The sequence below is a fragment of the Shinella sp. HZN7 genome, assembly GCF_001652565.1.
Lineage (GTDB): Bacteria > Pseudomonadota > Alphaproteobacteria > Rhizobiales > Rhizobiaceae > Shinella > Shinella granuli.
The window spans coordinates 121,884-140,423 of sequence record NZ_CP015741.1; the positions used below are offsets into that span (position 1 = coordinate 121,884).

The 18,540-nt window shown below is 59.0% G+C and carries 22 protein-coding genes and 1 pseudogene; 7 read left to right on the forward strand and 16 right to left on the reverse strand.

Annotated elements, in window-relative coordinates; genetic code table 11:
- Positions 1 to 27 precede the first annotated feature (27 nt).
- From shn_RS30685 to shn_RS30705, 5 genes are read right to left on the reverse strand one after another with little or no spacing between them, the layout of a single operon-like run.
- Positions 28 to 255: a hypothetical protein gene (locus shn_RS30685; protein WP_064334315.1), complete on the reverse strand. Its 228-nt coding sequence runs from the start codon at positions 253 to 255 to the stop codon at positions 28 to 30.
- Between the two features lie 45 nt (positions 256 to 300).
- On the reverse strand, positions 301 to 537 hold the full coding sequence (locus shn_RS30690; RefSeq protein WP_064334316.1) for a hypothetical protein: 237 nt from the start codon (positions 535 to 537) through the stop codon (positions 301 to 303).
- Between the two features lie 10 nt (positions 538 to 547).
- Complete coding sequence (locus shn_RS30695; protein ID WP_064334317.1) at positions 548 to 994, reverse strand: hypothetical protein; 447 nt, start codon at positions 992 to 994, stop codon at positions 548 to 550.
- Positions 995 to 1,022: 28 nt separating this feature from the next.
- Positions 1,023 to 2,021: a hypothetical protein gene (locus shn_RS30700; protein ID WP_064334318.1), complete on the reverse strand. Its 999-nt coding sequence runs from the start codon at positions 2,019 to 2,021 to the stop codon at positions 1,023 to 1,025.
- The gene (locus shn_RS30705) at positions 2,018 to 2,473 is read right to left on the reverse strand and encodes a DUF3846 domain-containing protein (RefSeq protein WP_064334319.1); all 456 of its coding nucleotides are present in this window, start codon (positions 2,471 to 2,473) and stop codon (positions 2,018 to 2,020) included. Before shn_RS30705 ends, shn_RS30700 begins: the two co-directional genes overlap by 4 nt.
- A gap of 726 nt (positions 2,474 to 3,199) precedes the next feature.
- Here shn_RS30705 and shn_RS30710 point away from each other — a divergent pair.
- Both shn_RS30710 and shn_RS30715 read left to right on the forward strand, forming a co-directional pair.
- Positions 3,200 to 3,718: a helix-turn-helix domain-containing protein gene (locus shn_RS30710; protein WP_064334320.1), complete on the forward strand. Its 519-nt coding sequence runs from the start codon at positions 3,200 to 3,202 to the stop codon at positions 3,716 to 3,718.
- 342 nt (positions 3,719 to 4,060) lie between these two features.
- Complete coding sequence (locus tag shn_RS30715) at positions 4,061 to 4,402, forward strand: hypothetical protein (protein WP_064334321.1); 342 nt, start codon at positions 4,061 to 4,063, stop codon at positions 4,400 to 4,402.
- Here the strand turns inward: shn_RS30715 and shn_RS30720 are convergent.
- Positions 4,396 to 4,743 (reverse strand): hypothetical protein, encoded by a 348-nt coding sequence (locus shn_RS30720; RefSeq protein WP_064334341.1) that lies wholly within the window; start codon positions 4,741 to 4,743, stop codon positions 4,396 to 4,398. The genes shn_RS30715 and shn_RS30720 overlap by 7 nt on opposite strands.
- Positions 4,744 to 4,920: 177 nt before the next feature.
- Between shn_RS30720 and shn_RS30725 the strand changes: the two genes are divergently transcribed.
- Entirely contained in the window at positions 4,921 to 5,352 is a 432-nt protein-coding gene (locus tag shn_RS30725) for a LexA family transcriptional regulator (RefSeq protein ID WP_064334322.1), read from the forward strand.
- Positions 5,349 to 6,620, forward strand: a complete 1,272-nt coding sequence (locus tag shn_RS30730; RefSeq protein ID WP_064334323.1) for a Y-family DNA polymerase — start codon at positions 5,349 to 5,351, stop codon at positions 6,618 to 6,620. Before shn_RS30725 ends, shn_RS30730 begins: the two co-directional genes overlap by 4 nt.
- A 27-nt stretch (positions 6,621 to 6,647) precedes the next feature.
- Here shn_RS30730 and shn_RS36670 read toward each other — a convergent pair whose 3' ends face one another.
- A complete protein-coding gene (locus shn_RS36670; protein ID WP_168169003.1) occupies positions 6,648 to 6,812 on the reverse strand; it encodes a hypothetical protein in 165 nt (54 codons plus the stop codon).
- Between the two features lie 289 nt (positions 6,813 to 7,101).
- Between shn_RS36670 and shn_RS30735 the strand changes: the two genes are divergently transcribed.
- The gene (locus shn_RS30735) at positions 7,102 to 7,902 is read left to right on the forward strand and encodes an NYN domain-containing protein (protein ID WP_064334324.1); all 801 of its coding nucleotides are present in this window, start codon (positions 7,102 to 7,104) and stop codon (positions 7,900 to 7,902) included.
- Positions 7,903 to 8,272: 370 nt separating this feature from the next.
- Here shn_RS30735 and shn_RS30740 read toward each other — a convergent pair whose 3' ends face one another.
- The 4 genes and pseudogenes from shn_RS30740 to shn_RS36100 form a co-directional block, all read right to left on the reverse strand.
- Positions 8,273 to 8,674: a hypothetical protein gene (locus tag shn_RS30740; protein ID WP_064334325.1), complete on the reverse strand. Its 402-nt coding sequence runs from the start codon at positions 8,672 to 8,674 to the stop codon at positions 8,273 to 8,275.
- Between the two features lie 719 nt (positions 8,675 to 9,393).
- Positions 9,394 to 10,077 carry a LysR substrate-binding domain-containing protein gene (locus shn_RS30745; protein ID WP_245337522.1) on the reverse strand — a complete coding sequence of 228 codons (684 nt, stop codon included), beginning with the start codon at positions 10,075 to 10,077 and terminating at the stop codon, positions 9,394 to 9,396.
- A gap of 18 nt (positions 10,078 to 10,095) precedes the next feature.
- Positions 10,096 to 10,284 (reverse strand): annotated as a pseudogene (locus shn_RS37670) (LysR family transcriptional regulator); the annotation flags it as partial.
- A gap of 192 nt (positions 10,285 to 10,476) precedes the next feature.
- The gene (locus shn_RS36100; protein ID WP_064334327.1) at positions 10,477 to 10,803 is read right to left on the reverse strand and encodes a hypothetical protein; all 327 of its coding nucleotides are present in this window, start codon (positions 10,801 to 10,803) and stop codon (positions 10,477 to 10,479) included.
- A gap of 1,175 nt (positions 10,804 to 11,978) precedes the next feature.
- On the opposite strand from shn_RS36100, the gene shn_RS36105 reads away from it, so the two are divergent.
- Both shn_RS36105 and shn_RS30760 read left to right on the forward strand, forming a co-directional pair.
- On the forward strand, positions 11,979 to 12,305 hold the full coding sequence (locus tag shn_RS36105) for a hypothetical protein (protein ID WP_145926117.1): 327 nt from the start codon (positions 11,979 to 11,981) through the stop codon (positions 12,303 to 12,305).
- 450 nt (positions 12,306 to 12,755) lie between these two features.
- A complete protein-coding gene (locus shn_RS30760; protein ID WP_256388541.1) occupies positions 12,756 to 14,006 on the forward strand; it encodes an MgtC/SapB family protein in 1,251 nt (416 codons plus the stop codon).
- Positions 14,007 to 14,164: 158 nt separating this feature from the next.
- Here shn_RS30760 and shn_RS30765 read toward each other — a convergent pair whose 3' ends face one another.
- From shn_RS30765 to shn_RS30785, 5 genes are all read right to left on the reverse strand, one after another.
- Complete coding sequence (locus shn_RS30765) at positions 14,165 to 14,404, reverse strand: YdcH family protein (protein WP_023513018.1); 240 nt, start codon at positions 14,402 to 14,404, stop codon at positions 14,165 to 14,167.
- A gap of 35 nt (positions 14,405 to 14,439) precedes the next feature.
- On the reverse strand, positions 14,440 to 14,841 hold the full coding sequence (locus tag shn_RS30770) for a hypothetical protein (RefSeq protein WP_023513019.1): 402 nt from the start codon (positions 14,839 to 14,841) through the stop codon (positions 14,440 to 14,442).
- Between the two features lie 316 nt (positions 14,842 to 15,157).
- A complete protein-coding gene (locus shn_RS30775; protein ID WP_023513020.1) occupies positions 15,158 to 17,137 on the reverse strand; it encodes a cation-translocating P-type ATPase in 1,980 nt (659 codons plus the stop codon).
- Positions 17,138 to 17,139: 2 nt separating this feature from the next.
- Entirely contained in the window at positions 17,140 to 17,835 is a 696-nt protein-coding gene (locus shn_RS30780) for a VIT family protein (protein WP_023513021.1), read from the reverse strand.
- Between the two features lie 306 nt (positions 17,836 to 18,141).
- Positions 18,142 to 18,459 (reverse strand): PepSY domain-containing protein, encoded by a 318-nt coding sequence (locus shn_RS30785; protein ID WP_023513022.1) that lies wholly within the window; start codon positions 18,457 to 18,459, stop codon positions 18,142 to 18,144.
- Positions 18,460 to 18,540 lie beyond the last annotated feature (81 nt).

Genomic DNA, 18,540 nt, shown 5'->3' on the forward strand with positions numbered 1-18,540 from the left:
GCCCCGCAAAAATGCATCCAACAATTGTCAGCGTACCAGCCCTAACCGCTCGCCAAGGCTTGGCGGCGGCGTTCCTGCTTCCTTTGTCATGGCGACGATGGCATCCTGTGACAGCCCTTCGATCTCATAGCCAAACCGGCGCGCGCTCTCGATGATCGATTCAAGGCTTGGGTGCTGCTCAAGAAGCGTCCCGAACCACAGTGCATATTCGTCGGTCTCTTCGTCGGTTTTCACGGTCACGGTGTAGCGGCTCAATGGTGTCCTCCTGATGTCGGGCCGCATCGAAATGCGGCCCAGGTCCTATTTGAACAGCGGCATTGACCGCTTGTTGGTGAGGCTGGCGCGGTCGGTCTCAAAGCTGTAGCCGTCCCAATCCTTCCACGCTTCCCAACCTGTCGCGATGGCGCGTCCATACCAGACGCGCACCCTGACCTTATTGTTTCCAAGGTCCTCGACAACCTCAACCGTGTGGCTCCCTCCTAAACCGGAGGGCGTGTCAAAGACCTCAACGCTTCGGCGCTGGCCGTTGCTTTTCATGCTTCGCCTCCTACAGCCGGAAATGGGCAACCAAGCCCTGATTGGCTCGGTGGCTTGCCAGTGCATAGGCGCACGCCTGCGCCAGAAGGTCGGGATTCTCTGTCATGCCCGACTTCGCGCGTCCCTTGATGTCGGCTTTCAAGTCGTCATCGCTGGTCCCAACGTGCATGTTTCCGACAATCCAGCGCAATTGCGCATAGGGGATCTCGTCAACGCGCCGAACAGGCAAGGCCGAAATCAGGCCCTTGCGCTGACTGGCTGCCTCTCCGGCCTCACTTGCCTCCTTCTTGGTCGGGAAATAGGCTTTCACCAGCTGGCGGCGCTGCGCGTCGGCTGTACTCATGAAAGCGTTTGAGCCGTCTTCTTGGGTATATAGGCTCCAGTCGGCGGCACTGCCGCCGAACATGGCGTCGCCTCGGCCGGAAAACTCCATGACTGTAAAAATCTCCTCATTCACGTGGGGATCCTCTGTTTTCCGGGGCTGATCAAGCGGCGCTGTCGCCGCTGATCGATTTCAAGACGCACTTGGCCGCATAGCGTCCGGCCGCGTTCAAGTTGCGCTGCCACGCTCCTTGCGATGGGGACCAGCGGAACCCGTGAGATTTCAGGGTACGCCGCGTCTGTTCGTCCGGCTTGCCGGGAAACAGCAACTGAATGCGGGCCAAGTCGGTATTTTCCTTGACCGTGACGGCTCCTGCCTCCGTCTCAACGTCCTCGGCGCGGTCGCCGCGCTTCTTCATTGCAGCAAGCGAAGCGAGGCGGGTTTGCATGCGACGCAGTTCGGCGCGGCTGTTGGTGGTGGAAAAGCCGCGTCGGTTCTGCCACGGGGCAAGGGTAACGCCACGCGATGCCCTCTCCTCGTCCATGCCGGTTTCTGCCACCACACGGGCCAGAATGTCGGCTTCGCTCGCCTGATCCTTCTCCATCCGACAAATGATGACATTCGCCCGTTTCATCCGGTCGATGGACAGTGCCAGATCTTCGATCCGCGACGCGATGCGCTGCATGGCGGCCGGATCACTGGCTCGGATCGGCTCGTCATCGGTCCCGTGGGGAAACGCCTTGCGCTTCACTGCCTTTTTCGCAGTCGCGATATGGGCTGAGATGTCAGCACGGCGGGCGTCTGAAACTCGCATCCGCTTTTCATTGCGGGCGACGGGAAAACGCGCAGGTCCGGTGATGAACCAGTTCATGCAACGACCTTCCGCTGCCCAATACTTGGCGGTGATCTCGACATGACGGCGGGCAAAGGCCTCTAGTTCAGCATCCGGCAGGGGCAGTTTTGCTTGCTCCCACAGCTCCCCCATGTAGGCGGCAAAGCCGTTCAGGCGCTCTGCCAGCCCCTCCAGTTCGGACAGGGTGCGCCGCTCCGGAAAATGTGTGAGGGCATGGAAGCTATATTCGATGTCCTTCGCCGCGATGGTCGCGGCAAAGGTTCCGGCGAGAATGGACAGGGTGCGGTCCTCGACAACAGCGATGATCATCGGACCACTCCCGCCATAACGGTCGGGTGGGTGCGGGTGATGCGGGTCTGGAACCCGATCAAAGCGCCGCCTAGAATAACCCCATGGGAAGAATGCTCGTCCGCCTTGGCAAATACCGGATCAAGAACGGGCTTGCAGACGCTCAGGCGGGTCGTCGCCTCCTCGATGCTGATCTGCGGCGGCAGCACATGCGAGCCGTCCAGACCGGCAAGAACGATCTTTCCGGCCAAGGGCTGCGGGTAGCCGTCAAAGACAGTGAAGGCGGTCAAGCCATCGCGCAAACCCTCCTCATCGACGATAAGAACGTGGTTCGTGTCGAATGGCACCACCTCGACAAGCTGGCATCCAATCAGCCCGTAGGTCTGAGAGAACGCGCTCGGTGCTGCGACCTCAGCGGCTTGAATGGTCCCGGCTTCCGGGTCCAGCAGGTAAACGGTTGCGGTTGTGGTCATAGTTCTCACCCTTTCTCCAATTCCGCGAAGCGGTCTTCTCATGCCCTCGTGGGCAGGAGCCCCGCTCCTGTTCCCGAGTTCGCGCGGAGCAGCGGGGGAGAGGGTGGCAAGGGGATAAAAACGGAGGGGTTTCGCCCGCCCGAGGCAAAGCCGAAGGGGCGTCGCGTCAGTGGCGATCCTGCACGAAAGCGCGGCCTCAAGGCTGCGCGAAGGAAGGACGGGGAGACCGTTTTTCCCCTTGTGAGGGAGAGGGGGCGGCGCTCCTCTTTCCCTCATCAAAGAGACAGACAGGACGCCTCCGGCGTCACTGCTTCATCGTGACTTAGACCGGACAAATCATCCTGATGCTGATTATTGTGAAGAGCAGTAGGGGAGGGGAAAGGCCGCCCCAATACGAGGCAGGGCGGCCTCCGTAGGCACATGACAGAAAAGGGCTAGAGATCTGCCACGACCTGACCTGATAAGCGGGCAATATGGGTCGATTGCGGAAAGCTGTAAATGTTCCGAACCGATTTTTGCCCAAGATGCATGTGATTGAAGGCGAAGCCGCAGCGCAACCGATCGTTACCAGAATGGGCGGAGACAGCGCCTGCTGGCTCCGTGCCGAAGGCATAGAACGGGGTCGCCAAGCGATGCGCCAAAGCAGCCATCCAGGGTAGACTTTCGAGGCACCATCTTTAATTGTCCCGGAGGAACAACGATGAAATTCCAGTGTGGTTGGTGGCAATGGCAGGTTTCGGACTCGAGCAGTGGGTAAGCTATCTCGGACTTGAATGCGTTGACGACCCGGACAAAGACTGTCCCGTTTATCGCAAGCGGCTCGACGGAAAGATCATCGATCTCAGGCAACTGGACCTGCTTGTCGCTCAGAGGCTGCGTGACCTGCGAACCGACAGACAAATTGCGCAAGCCAAAGTCGCTATGCTGCTAGGGGTTAAGGAGGCTACCTACGCCCGCTACGAAAACGCCTCCTCCTTGATGACAGTCGGACGCCTGCTCCACGTGTTCGAAGTCCTGGATATCACCCCGGAAGAGTTCTTCGATTCTTTCGTCAAAGAACGGCCCCCTCAATCCGAAGGCAACTCACAGGAAGCAGAGAGAAACAAGCTGATGGAAGAAACGGTCGGCCACCTGCAGAAGCTCGACGAAACGGCCTTGAAGATGGTGCATGACCTTGTGCTTGCCATGGAGCCCCGGACGATCAGGAAGCAGAAAGGGAATGGCGCGGCGAAAGCCGCGCCATAACTTGCACTCAGTGGGTTGGCTCTGGTTTCCGCCGCGCGCCGGCTGCCTTTGGCGAACAGCCGGCGCTCATGCGGCGTCCTTTCCGGCCCGTCTGGCGAAGACATCGCTCGGATCAATCGGCGCCAGTCCGAGATCCGAGGAAGACAATGAAGAACATCGGAGCTTTCAGCATAGCGCCGCCCCTCCTTAAAGGGCGGGAAAGCGGGAATTCTCGACACGGTTTTGACGGATAAAGGGAAGCCGCAGGAGGCTTAGCATAGCGCCGCGAAGCGGAAGCCGGGACCGACTTCCCCCGCCAAATCCGTTCCGCTAGATTCGACAGTGACAGAAAAGGTGATCCCTATGACCAATGCTTTTGACCAGGCACTGCAAAAGGCAACCGGCGGCTACGCAGTCGATACACTGATCGTAACCAAAAACGAGGATGGCGAACCAGAAGTGTCCATGTTCGTCCTCGATGCGGACAATCAGCTGCTCAAAGTCTCATATGACCCGGAGGGCGGCATCATATTCAAAATCGACCAACTGGACGACTTGCTTTTCTCGCGCCATCTCCTGGAGCTGATCGCAAAAATGCGGGTTCTGGCCGACCACAAATGGAAAGAGCTTCAACGTCATTGGGTGGACGACAAGGCCACCTGGGAGGGCTTTGAACATCTTCTCGATACACCAAATATTCAGTGAAGCGAGCGCGTCGGCTCCGGCAGCAGCTTTACCATCTGCTTCACGACTATTCGCAATTTCCTCCAGTCTCGTAGATCGCCTTCGTTCACGCGCTCCTGGATCGCCGTTAGGATCCATCCCACGCAGGCGATATCGTCTGCAGCGCGATACTCGTCCGACCGATGGAAGCATGCGACGATGCGAGGCCGTGCGCCTTCCTCGGTCTTTGGAATCTGTGAAACCAGATCCTGCGCTTCTCGATAGGCCTTTGCCACACGTTTGAGGTCATCTGGCCCAGCTTGAGTGATCATGCCGACGGTCCACATCAGCGTATTTGACAGGTGTTCCACTTCGTCAGTCATGGCGATCCTCATTCCTCTTCATTGTGACAACGCCTCAAAAAGCTAACACCACGCAGACACTCGCGTTAGGTGCAAATCTGCAGATTAGGCTCGCGTCATGTTCCATCTTGACTTTTAGCGGCCCATGCGTTCCCTGTTTGTTCCTTTCATCCCGTATCACGAAAGGACCAGTTTGAAATGCTCGCCGGCCTGAAAATCGAGGCAGAAGTCTATGTGCCTCTCATGCTCCACGGGTTATGCGCCGGCTTTCCGTCACCCGCGGATGACTACATCGAAGAATCGATTGACCTCACAAAGCTCCTGATCCGGAACCCGCCGGCGACATTCTTGTGGAAGGTCGACGGAAATTCGATGCGAGACGCAGGAATCTTCCACGGAGATTTAATCGTGGTCGACCGCAGCCTGCGCCCGGTCGACGGCGATATTGTCGTAGCGACCGTTCATGGCGAGCGGTCGTTGAAGCGGCTGCGCATGACGGGTAGTCGCCCGCGGCTGATGTTCGAGAATTCGGACATGCCGCTGTTCGACCTTCCGGAGATTGCAGAAGTCGAGATCTGGGGCGTGGCACTCTGCAACGTTCATTGGCTGCGGCCGAGGAGAAAGGGATGACCTCCTTCGCACTGATTGACGGCAACTCGTTCTATTGCTCGTGCGAGCGCGTTTTTGACCCTTCCATTGCAAAGCGTCCGGTGATTGTCCTGTCCAACAATGACGGTTGTGCAGTTGCCAGAACGGCGGAGGCCAAGGCGCTCGGCATTGGCATGGGAGAACCCTATTTCAAGATCCGTGACCTCTGTCGCGACAACGGCGTGGCGGTCTACTCCAGCAATTACACACTGTATGGCGACATGAGCGCCAGGCTGAACGCGATCTATCGGCAATGGTCTCCGGATGTTGAGGTTTATTCGATCGACGAGAGCTTTCTGGATATGACCGATATCCGGCCAGCAGATCGCGCCACCTTCGGCCGCGATCTGCGCTCCACAGTCCAACAATGGACGGGGATCCCGACCTGTGTCGGCATCGGCCCGACAAAGACGCTGGCGAAGTTCGCAAACCACATTGCCAAGAAGAACCCTGAGCTTGGCGGCGTCTGCGATCTGACGGACGCAGCCATTCGGCAAAGCTGGCTCGATCGCATCGAGGTTGGGGAGGTTTGGGGCGTCGGTTTGGCATCAGAGCGAAAACTATTCGGCCTGGGTATTGAGACAGCCGGCGACCTAGCGCGTGTTGATGCGCGGCTTGCCCGCAATCTCCTGAGCGTGGTGGGCGAGAGGACGGTTCTGGAGCTGCAGGGCATTTCATGCCTGCCGCTTGAAGACGTGCCGCCACAACGGAAGGGCTGCGCCGTAACCCGATCCTTTGGAGCGCCAGTCACGGATCTTGCCGGAATGCTCGAGGCAGTGGCGGCCTATGCGATGAGGGCAGGGGAGAAGCTGCGTCGGCATGGCCTTGAGGCGACACATATGGCGGTTTTCATGCACACATCGCGCTTCAACCAAAAGGACAAACCGCACTCGGCTCAAACGACAGTCCATTTTCCCGAGGCTTCGAACGATACTTTTGACCTGATCCGGGCTGCTCAGTGCGGAGCGCGCAAGATCTTCAGGGACGGCCATCGCTACGCAAAGGCCGGCATCATCATGAATGATCTGGTGCGGGCGGCGTCACAGCCGCGGCCTCTGTTCGATGCGCGGGACCGTGACCAGTCGGAACGGCTGATGACAGCGCTGGATGCGGTCAACGGCAAGTTCGGGCGAGGATCGCTCATCCCTGCCTCGGCCGGAATCAAGCGTGACTGGCAAGCGAAGTTTGACCGCCGATCGCCGCGTTACACGACCAATATAAAGGAGCTGCCAGTCGCGCTGGCAAGGTGAGGTCTAGACCATGAGTGATAAGCCGCCCTAATGGAGCGGCTCGTCGCTGATCAGCGCTTCGAAAGCAGCATCCTCTTCGGCAAGCTTCGCTTCGGCTGACGCCAGCTCGGCTGCGATCTGCTGGCGCTCGGCCTTGTCGATGGACGCTGCAAGTTCAGAGCGCAGTTCGTTGATGTGGTCGTAAGTGGTCATCGTCAGCTCCTTTGAATGAAAACAAAGGTGCCGGACCGACAATGGAGAGTTTGGGTCAATGACCGCCGAAGGCGGCCTACGGGGCGTGGGGGCGCCGATTTCGTTGCGCAGCGGCGAAATTGGGGGGACCACGTATCGTTGACGCACCCCCTCCGTTGTCGATGTAATTGCCTAATGTTGAGAGAGAATATACCTTTCGGTGACCCCGAAAGGACCGTGTTTCCAAGATCCAAGTGGCGGAACCTGCTTGTCTAGGGCAAAAGGGAGCCTGCAACAAAGGGTTTGACAGATGACCGGCACATCAGACACGTTGGCTCTCCTCATCGACGGCGACAATGCCTCCCCGAAAATCGTCAGTGGGCTGTTGGCGGAGATCGCCACCTATGGCACCGCCAGCGTCAAGCGCATCTATGGGGACTGGACCAAGCCCAACCTCAACGGCTGGAAAGAGTGCCTGCTGGAGCATTCCATCCAACCGGTCCAACAATTTGCCTACACGACGGGAAAAAACGCCACGGACGGCGCAATGATCATCGACGCGATGGACCTGCTCTATACCGGCCGGTTTTCCGCATTTTGCATCGTTTCCAGCGATAGCGATTTCGCCAGGCTCGCGTCACGCATCCGCGAACAGGGCGTCACCGTCTACGGTTTCGGCGAACGCAAAACCCCGCGCCCTTTCATCACGGCTTGCGACAAGTTTGTCTATTTCGATGTCCTCAACGCCAACTCGGTCGAACCCGAGGCTCCGCGCCGCGATCCGCAACCGTCTGCTGTAGCGAAAACCAAGGACACCAAGGCATCCCCAATCAAGGCGCCGGCAAAACCGAAGCTCGACGCTGCCGCATTGAAGATGCTTGAGAATGCCGTAACGGCGTCGGCCGATGAAGACGGCCGTGCCAACCTGGCGCGCGTTGGCGCCCATTTGGCGAAACAATCGCCGGACTTTGATGCGCGCAACTATGGTTTTGCCCGTCTCACCGACCTGGTCGAGGCTTCCGGCATCGTGGACGTGGAACGAAGCGGCGACAGCCCGAAGATCGTCACTGTGCGTATGAAGGGGAAGGCAAGGCCGAAGCCCAACGGCTAGGCTCGGCCGCCAAATGGGATCAAAATATTCTGCTCCAAACCGCAGGTGCCGCCTTTGGTAAAGGCACGTGAAGAAGAAGATTTGAAATGGGCACAACGGAGCCGCGAACTGTCCTGTTCGCCGTCCTCAAACTGGCGTCTATCCGCCTAATGCTGCGAAGCCTCTGTTCAAAATGAATAACTTTTCGGACCGACTCTAAGTGCTTTGCACGCGTCTGCTTAGAATAAGTCCGGCGGCGTGCGGGGGCATCGACACGATTCGAACAGACGCTGAGAAATTGAAGCGATTTGATCGGGATTCCTGGGTCGCTGGTCGAGTGCAGGACCGAGGGTGAGCATGAATGCCCACCCTCCAATCGCAAATGGAGAACTCACTTGCAAATGCAGTAGACTGCAACCGCCTGGTCGTTGGTGTCAGTAAAGTTGGGGAGGTCTTGTCTGGTTTCTTTAAACCGGTATTGGCCGTCAACCGGCCTCGCCCAACCAGCCAAGCAGCCGGCGCCAACTTTCACCGAAGAAAGAACGCCAGCGAGCTCCGGACTGTTGAACATTTTATAGCTGGAAAGCGTGTTGGACTTTGCCAACGCCTCCGGCACATCCGACTGCTGCATCAGGTAGCTCCCCTGGCCGCTTGGATATTGCCCGCCTTGACCTCCGTAATTGGGGTCTGAGAAGAACTGGCAGGTCCCCGCCGGCGCGGACTGCGCTACAGCAAGCGAAGGCACCGTTGCCAAGATCATTGAAATTGCCACTGCTCGAAACTTGATATGCACTTTAATTTTCCTCTCAATCTTGAAGCAATTGTCCCTTCGATGACAAGAATTAAGCATGGGCATCTGGGTGTCAAATGAGTTGTGGAGCCGCCTCATGACTAAAACTCATGCGAGCTTACATCAGAGGGTAGGCAATTCTTCCCATCCTGCTTTCTCTTTGCATTCCAGTCATATGCCTTCCCGACAGGGGCGAGGCGCACCGTAGGTGAAATCCGAGAGCCCGAGCATGGAAGACCGGATTCACATGGACTCGTTGATATAGCGCAGTCTTGTCCTGCACCGTGGTGCGGATCGGCTTGCCGCCAATAACGCCCTGACGGCCGCGGTCGGCCAACCGCCCTCAATCGGAAGAACGCGTTCTTCGCCCGTTCTGACCGCGGTGGAGAGAAATTGGCGACGATCGCCCCGCTCATAGAAACCGCGAAACTGAACGACATCGCCCCGTACACCTACCTCTCAGATGTCATCGCCCCGCATCGTCGCCGGCTATCCGCAAATCCGGCTCGACGAACTGCTCACCCGGGCCTATGCCCCCGCACCACTCAAGGCTGTGCCCTGGGAACCGAGATTACTTCGTAGAACCGGGTCAGTGAGTGCAGGGTCATCTCAGAAGACGACCGAAATTTTGGAGGTGGCATCAGCGATGCCTTTGGCGTCACCTTGTGGCTCGATACGCATAGCGAGATTGGACCGTCATAAAATAGTTGTGATCGCCGCGGCTATGCAAGCCGAGTGAAAGGCGCGTGACGAAGTTCCGCCCGAAGCCAAGAAACGAAGCGGCTGATACTGGGGTCTTGACGGCGATCCTGCTTCACTTGAACCTGATAAGACTGCCCTGTCGGCAAGGGCTTGCCGGGCAGTCTCCTTAATTCGCCGCGATCGATCATCGGCTGGATCAGATAATCGGGCAGAAGGCCGATGCCCAAGCTTTGGCGAACCATCTCCAGCGCCAAGACATAGTGGGAGCAACAAATCATCGGTTGGCGTTCGGTGGGCGCCCAATCATTGAGGGCCCAGAATGCCTCCCAGTCCCGGCCAGCGAGAGCCGGTGCCACTTCGTTGGTAATAAGCGGATGATGTGTCTGGAATTCGCCTTCACACGTCATAGCGGCGACGGGAACAAGCTTCTCTGCGAAAAGGCGAACAGCACTGTACCCGATGGCAGTGGGTTCCGATGTAATGAACACGTCCGCGATACGGCTCGATACCTCGTGCGGATCGTAAAGCATGACGAGACGAAGTTCCAATTCTGGGTGCGAGGCGAGAAACGGGCTCAGGGCGGGGATCAACCAGCCGTTGGCGAATGATGAGTAGGTGCCAACTCGCACCACTTGTCGATTGCCATCGCCCGCAGCACCTGTTTCCTCGATGATACTGAATGCTTGATCGAGGGATGCGGCCAAGCGACTTCCGGCCGGCGTGAGTTCGAAGCCTCGTCCCTGACGCTTCAACAAGTCCTCACCCACTCGGTCGCTGAGGCGACGCAGTTGGTGACTTGCTGCGCTTTGAGTGATGCCGAGTTCAATTGCTGCCAGAGTAACCGACCGGTGGCGCGCTACTGCCTCGAAAACCTGTAATCCCCGGAGGTTGAGCCTGCCTCGCGCCAACATTCATTATCCCTTCAATCCGAGTGCTAGAGCCGCCTGCCCGTTGAGGAACACTCTTCGTACAGCGAGAGCGCCAGCGAACCGAGCAAGTAGCCGACAGCGGCGACGAACGATTAGCCTCCAACCGTGAGACCGGTCGATCAATCGTTGCGTTTTGCCGCCAAGGCCTTCGCCAACAAGCCGACCCCAGCTTGCTCACTTATCAAAATAGCCGCTCACTTCGGCTGATTTCGACTGTTTGTCGTAGGCACAGGCGACAAGACGCTCATTCGCCGTTCCTGGCTCGATGCCGATCATGATGGCGAAACCATAGGATTCGGAGCCGTAGGGATCCACTTGGATGTTTCTGACCAGCAGGTCGTCTTTAAGCAAATTGACACACGCTTCTTTGACTTCCTGTCGAAATTCCTCCCACGCGTCATCGCTTGACGCTTGAACTTGATCTACCGCTGACACACAGGCGATAAGGGAACAGGCGAGAACGGCTGTCCGGCCGGCTAACAATTTTAAAGAAACTTCCATGGCTTTTTCCTTTGGATACTCGCAAGCCGGTCTTCCTACTGGTCCGATCTTGCACAAAAGAGTGTATGGATTGTTTGTGCGCATTTGGCGATAAGACCGCCGTACAAAGACGAATAATCGCTAGTTCTGGCGATTAGGATCGAACGCGAACGTGGAGACGGCGTAGAGTGGCGGGGTAGCTAATAAAAAAACTCCTAATGAAAAAGTGCGCCCCAATTCTGGTCAGAGAAGATCGCCGCCAATGCGGATATGACTAAAGGCCATGATGTGAACCTAGAATGAACACTATTCGGGCAAACTCCTAGCTGGCCTTAACAGTTCGGTGGCAGTTTTTCCGCCATCGATTCCAATAGTCGCATTTCGGTTCAGGGCCCGCCTCTGTACAGAACAGTTTGCAATATTATGCGACTTTGCGTGAACAGAAATGATCATCGAGTGTGAGCCTCAGCCTCCGCCCTCACCTCTTAAACCTATTTCTCTGGCCCCACGCCCGGCGTGCCCCGGACGAGATAGTCATCCCCTCGACGTTGATCGAAAAGAGCAACGTCGCCGCGTGGTCAATCCCGCTCGACCAGCGAACCTGCCCTACATGGGATGAAGTCAGCAAATAAATGCATTTGGTCCGCGCAAATTCTTCAATCTAGTGGGTTCGCGCGGCGACCTGGATTTTGGAGCTCGGATCCATGGTCGGTGTTGTGGGCATCACGCTCACCCAAGTTCAGCTTTTCGCCTTGAAGGGACATGGACCGAGGACCCGCCATATCTTCGGATCCAAGCCGGCAGAAAAGCGAGCCAGATCGTGCATCCGGTCCATTTGGAATGTCCGCATGGGGGCCGGTGGCGGACTGTCCGGACTTGGAACTGGCGGAACAAACACCTGCAACATAGCACGGGCGACCTTCATGACCGCATCCGCCCCCATATCAAAGGTCAAATGGCCTTTTGCGATCTTAGAGCTTCTTATTTCCCGCAGCAGTTCCGTCAGGCTGACTGAAATGTGATGAGAACAGGGAGTTGTGTTCATTGCCGGTTCACAAGTCGACTGGTAGTGTCGGCGTGTGAGGCGAAGGGGGGAACCTTTTCTCATTTGTAGAACCAGCTTTTTTCAAGACGCCTTTTGCGTGAACGTCACGCAAGAGTCTTCCGGCTTTCGCAATTTTCGGGGGGAGTACACTATGTCATTCTTTTTCAGACGGCCTCACGGCCGTATGGCCATTTTTGCCTGCTCATTACTAGCGTCTCTGTCCACCGCCCCTTATGCGCAGGCTTCGAGCGGCGATGCGTGGGCGGAATTCCAGCAGGACGTTGAGAATGCGTGCCTCGCCGCGGCAGGCGGGGTGATGAAGGTGAAGAGCATCCAGGTGGATCCTTACGGTTCCGAATCCTACGGTTTTGCGCTGCTCTCCGGCGTCGAAAACGGAGCCACGACAGAGCGTCTTATGACCTGCGTCTACGGCAAGCGGTCACAAGTCGCCGAGATCAGCAGTTTTTTCAATCGCTAGGCAATCAAAGCATTCGATTGCGATCGATGCGCTGCCCAGTCGCAGCGCAAGCGAATAAGCTCGAAATCACGTCATCCGACCGCGATCCACTTGTCGTTTGGCAGTTAACCGCAAGAATCTGCCTCAACATTTTCAATTAGATAGCGCGGCACCTAATTTGATACACGGCAGTTAATCTGAGAATGTCGCATGGAATATGGCATCTAACTTGAGAAACAGCGGGCCACGACGTCGAGATGAACTTTGATGATTTCGCAATCGCTGCGGCGGAAATAGAGGTTTGGAATACCTCGTTTCTTCAACAACTTGGCAGCTCGTCCAGGCCAACTCGGGATAGCCCATACCTGCAACTGATTTGCAACGGCACTTGACGAAGTTCTCAGATTAAATGCCAAACGAGATCCAAACATCCGCATTCTTACGATTAAGTGCCACGCGACAACTGACGCCCTGCTCAGCCGCCTTGCGGTATCGCTTTCGATCGGTCTGCTGATCGGCCTGGAGCGTGGATGGCGTACCCGCAACGAGGAAGACCATCTGCGCGCGGCAGGTCTACGAACGTTCGCGCTGACCGGTCTCACCGGCGGCATTACCGGCGCCCTGGCCCGGCAGTTCGACTCTGGCCTCGTGATCGGTCTTGTTTTCCTCGGGTTCACCGCGGCATTCGCCTCCTACCACTGGCTCGAAGCGCGGGCCGAGCGAAATTACAGCGCGACATCCGTCGTCGCCGGCATAGCCACGTTCCTGCTGGGAACGCTTGCCGTCGTCGGCGACCTTGCAGCCGCCATCGCCGGGGCTGTTGCCACGGCTGTGCTGCTTGCCCTGCGCGAGCCGTTGCATCGTTGGGTCGCGTCGCTGAGCTGGAATGAGATCCGGTCGGGCCTGACGCTTCTGGCAATGACCTTTCTCATGCTGCCGATCCTGCCGAACAGGCCGGTCGATCCCTGGGGCACCGTCAATCCATATGAGATCTGGTTGCTGACCATCCTGATCGCCGCGGTCTCCTTCGCCGGCTACGTCGCCGTCCGCGTGTTCGGGGACCGGCTTGGCGTCCTGATGACGGCGATCGCGGGCGGGCTCGCCTCTTCGACAGCGACGACCTTGACGCTGGCAAGGCTTGCCCGCCGGCACCCCGAGTCCAGCACGCTGCTTTCCTGTGGCGTGCTTCTTTCCGGCTTGACCATGATCATCCGCGTTGCAGTCGTGGCGACGGCCTTGAACCCAAGCTTGCTTCCGCATCTCAAATGGCCATTGCTCATCGGCGGTGGCGTGCTCGCCATCGGCGCCGGGCTCCTGCTGCTACAAAGTCGCGGCTCCTCCGAACAGCCGGAACTTACGATCACCAACCCGCTGGAATTGGCGCCTGCCCTGAAAATGGGGACACTCATCACCGTGGTCATGGTGGTGTCGCATCTGCTTCAGCAGTCGTTCGGGAATGCGGGCGTTCTGGTGACCGCCGCCGCTTCGGGCATCGCCGATGTGGATGCGATTTCGATCTCCATGGCCCGCCTGGCGTCGCATTCGATCGAGCCCGGTCTTGCGGCAGATGCGATCCTGATCGCCGTGGCCATGAATACACTTGTCAAAGCCGTGATGGCGGCATGGGTCGGAGGCTCAAGGATCGGCGGGCCCGTCAGCGCCCTTAGCGTGCTCGGCCTTGCGGCCGGCATGGCAGCGTCTCTGTATCTTGGCCGTTCGTGAATTGAGGGGGAGATTGCGGCCGGGCATGCGGCCACACTCGGGCCTTGATGGGTCGGTCTGGTCGGCTGTAAGCGATGGTTTCGGGGAGAGTGGTGTCGCTGATCTCCCCGAAATCGGGTAATGCAAGCGGGGCAGCAAAACGCGGCCTCGCAGTCCCCTCACGCGTTGCGGAGCGATGCCACGATCTTGTCTTTTAACATCAGCCGCTGGCGGCGCAGATCGGCCTCGGCTGCTTCGGAAATGGCGTCGAGACGTGTCTCGGACCGATGAATCTTGTCGTTCACCGCGTCATATTCCGTCAAAACATGCGCAAACTCCGGGCTTTTCGCCTTCAGGGCATGAATGGCGTCCATCTGGTCTGGGAATTCGTCGCCAAGAGTGTGAGGTGTATTCGACAAGGTTCTTTCTCCTTTTCTGCAATTTCGCCCCGGCGTCAGGGCTTTTCGACGCGCGCGACCTGATAGGTGACAAACGCGCCTTCCCGCCCGACCGAGATGTATTCGCCAAGACGGAAGCACTCCTCGCCCAGGCGGAAACCGATCTCGTCGTCCCGATCACCCGGCTCGTAATCGAAATACCACTGCCCGCCGGGCTTGCGCCGCAACAGCCCGATGCGGGCCGTCTTACCGTCCCGAAAATATCGGACGCGACAGGCGTCGCGAGATTTCTTCCATTCCAGCGGATCAAGGAATCCTTCGTGGTTGAGCGGAACCAGAAGATCATAGCCTTCTTCCCGATCTCCCTCCGGATGGTCTTTGCCGCGAGCGAGAACCAACCGCACGTGGTGGAAACTTGAGGGTAGTTCTTGTGCCTTGACCACGATCCGATCCTTCATTTCCCCCCCTGATACACCATTGGCAAAGGAACGTTCTTGATCTGGCGCAAGTGAGACGAGGCATGTGTTATCCGATGCCGGCGACTATCCGGAACGGTCGAGATGGGCCTGCGTCAGGATGACCGCGCCGATCGCCGCAGGCTGAACCGGAAGCTTCTCCCAGTTAAGCTCGCGCAGGTTCTTGAGCCCCTGGAACAGCCCGCAGTCGATAAGGATGCGGTGGCGCGCCGAGCGATGTCAAAGTCAGCATCGGTGTCCCTTTGCGGTTTTTAGGACAGGGAAGGTCCGGCTGCCGCCCAATCAGCACTGGGTCCAATCATGGTGTGGTGGGCGAGGTCGCCCGCGATCCGGACGTGCTGCCCGTTTGATCCTGGAACTCATATTGACGAGAATGGTGGAGATAGCCGTCGGTGGCGCGGATTCGGTCCGACAGGAGGCGTAGGCCATTCAGCACGACCAGAACGGTGCCGCCTTCGTGTCCGATCACCGCGAGCGGAAGCGGCAGGTCGAAGAACAGGCCGCCGGTCACAAGTACCAGCATGGCGCCGATCGCGAGGACGAGATTCTGTCGGATGATGACGGCCGTCCGCCGTGCAAGCCGGTGCGCATCGGCCAGCTTCTTCATGTCTTCCGACAGCAGGGCGACGTCGGCGGCCTGCAGTGCGACGTCCGACCCCGCCGCGCCCATGGCGATGCCGACGTCGGCGCGAGCCAATGCGGCGGCATCGTTGACGCCATCGCCGACGAAAGCGACCTTGCCATCACGCGCGAGGTCGCCGACCTGGAGCACCTTGTCCTGCGGCAGCATCTCGGCATGAACCTCGCCGGGCGCAAGGCCAAGTTCCGTACCGATGCGCAAGGCCACCGGCCTGCGGTCGCCGGTCATCATCACGATGCGGTTGACGCCACCGGCGCGAAGCGCGGCCAGCGCCGGGGCTGAGCTGGCTCTTGCTTCGTCCGCAACACTGACCGCCCCCAGAACGGTCGCACCGCGCCCAAGATAGACCACGGTCTGAGAACTGTCGGCGAGTTCACGGAACGCCGGATCATCGACGGAGGCGCCCATGTCCTCGACGAGGTGAGCGTTGCCGGCCCATATCGGGCCGAAGGAATCGTAGCCGACGATGCCGGCGCTCGGATGCGACGTAACGTCCACGACCGCCACCGGCTCAACGCCATGAACCAGGGCCTCACGACGGATGGCGGCAGCGATGTGATGCTCGGAATGCGCTTCCAGCCCGGCAAGGAGCGAAAGGAAACGGCGATCCTCACCATCCAGGGCGACAATGCGCGTAACCTCTGCACGTCCATTGGTCAGGGTCCCGGTCTTGTCGAACGCGAAGGTATCGACAGCGGCGAGCGTTTCGAGCGCACCGCCCCCCTTGAACAGCACGCCGCCTCGCGCCGCGGCGGAGAGCGCCGACAGGATCGCTGCCGGGACTGAGATGACGATCGCGCAGGGACTGGCGGCGACCAGGAGTGTCGCGGCCTTGTAGAGGGCCTGTTCCCAGTCGCGGCCAAGCCAATAGAAGACCGCAAGGGCCAGAGCGGAGCCCAGCAGGACACCGACCGTATAACGCTGGCCGAACCACGCGCTGAAGCGCTCGGACGGCGCCTTCGCTTCCTGCGCCTCGGTGACGAGCTGGATCATGCGCGCGATCGTGCTGTCGCCGACCGTCCTGGTGACGGTCACGTCAAGGACCCCGTCAAGATTGACGGTCGCCTCGAAAACCTGCTCGCCCGGTTCCTTGGAGACCGGCATCGACTCACCGGTGATATTGGCTTCGTCGATTCCGCCACGGCCATGCAGGATCACACCGTCGGTCGGCACGCGTGCGCCCGGACGCAGCACCACCACATCGCCGACGGCAAGCTCCGCAGCAGGAACCTCCACCGTGGTCCCGTCCTCTCCTTTGCGGAAAGCCGTCTCCGGCCGGAGCGCCATGAGCGCCTCAACAGCCCTGCGCGCGCGTCCCAATGCCTGGTGCTCAAGCGTGGTCGACACGCTGAACAACGTCAGCAACACCGCGCCTTCGAACGGCGCCCCGACGATCGCCGCCGCCACGGCCGCGACGACCATCAGAAGATCGATGTCGAGGATATGATCGCGCCACAACGCCGTCAGGGCGCTCCAGGTGGCGGGAAGCCCTCCGGCCAAATAGACCATCGCCAGACCTGGAGATCTTAGAATGGAAAGGCCTTCCGCCGGCGGCCAGGTCCCGGCGACGGCCAGCATCATCCCGAGGACCGCAATTGCCGACATGACGGTCTGGAAATCGAGCGACAGACGTTTCATCGTCACACCGCCCGGCCGATCACGGAGCCGATCAATGCGGTCGAGGCCATCGCGACAGCGCCCCAGAACACCACCCGGATAGTCGGTTTCCAGATGCTGGCGCCGCCCGCCCGTGCCCCGATTGCGCCGAGGATGGCAAGACCGATGAGGCAAGCAAGGGACACGGTCCATGCAGCCGTTCCGGCCGGCGCAAGCAGGGCGACGATCAACGGCAAAGCCGCACCCGCCGCAAACGTGACCGCCGAGGTCAGCGCAGCTTGAACCGGTCTTGCCATCACATGGCTCGCCAATCCGAGTTCATCCCGCGCATGGGCTTCGAAGGCATCCTTCGCCATCATCTGTTCGGCGACCTGCCGGGCCAGCTCTGGGGCCACGCCGCGCTGCTCGTAGATTGCCGCGAGTTCGGCCAACTCGGCCTCCGGCTGCGTCGCCAGCTCGTGCCGTTCCCGCGCCATGTCGGCTTCCTCGGTATCGGCCTGCGAACTGACCGACACATATTCGCCCGCCGCCATCGACATCGCCCCGGCCACCAGACCGGCAACACCGGCAACAAGGATCTCATGCGAGGCGTTGGTCGCCGCGGCGACACCGACGATCAGGCTCGACGTCGAGATCAACCCGTCATTGGCACCCAGTACAGCCGCCCGAAGCCAGCCTATCCGTTCGATGAGATGATTTTCCTTGTGAAGGGCGCGCATGAATGGTGCTCCGAGCAGTGATTGTGTGTGCAGCGGGATGATGCTGCGTCGACGCAACCTCATTCCGTGATGGAAGGAAAACGCAGAAAAATGTTCAGTTTAGAATTATTCTAACTAAAGGACTAATTCAAGATACAACCGGCCTTTGGAACCTCACTCGCCAACCACACGGTCTACGGCCATTGGGCGATCACCGGATCCCGGCAGGTCTGCGATCAAGACCAAGATCGCTCGCCCGCCGGACGACCCGGTGTCACCCACAGATAGACAGCTTCGAGGCTAAGCCTACTCGCAAGGCAACCATCGCTAGTCCAATTCCGTCTCCGGCGACGTACCGATGGTACTGCCATCGCCGAAGCGCTTGACGCTGCCATCGACGACCTCGAGCGTTGCGGGATCGATCTTCACCTTGAGGACGTTCCCGCTGGTGTCAGTGACCCGAAGTTCGTAGCAGCCATCGTCGATCTTCATCTTGTCGATGGTCCATCCGAAGTCGCCCGCAAGCTTCCCGAGAGCTTCGAAGGATTGCCTCTTCTGAGGCGGAACGTCGCACGCCTCTCCAGCAAACGCAGCCGTTGCCGGAAGCACCGCGAGCAATGCAAGCACTGCCAATGTCTTTCTCATGATTTCTTCTCCTGGGCTGTGTTGTCGATGGAGGAAATCATGCACAGAGGGACTGACGGGCTACTGAAGATCGGCAGAAAT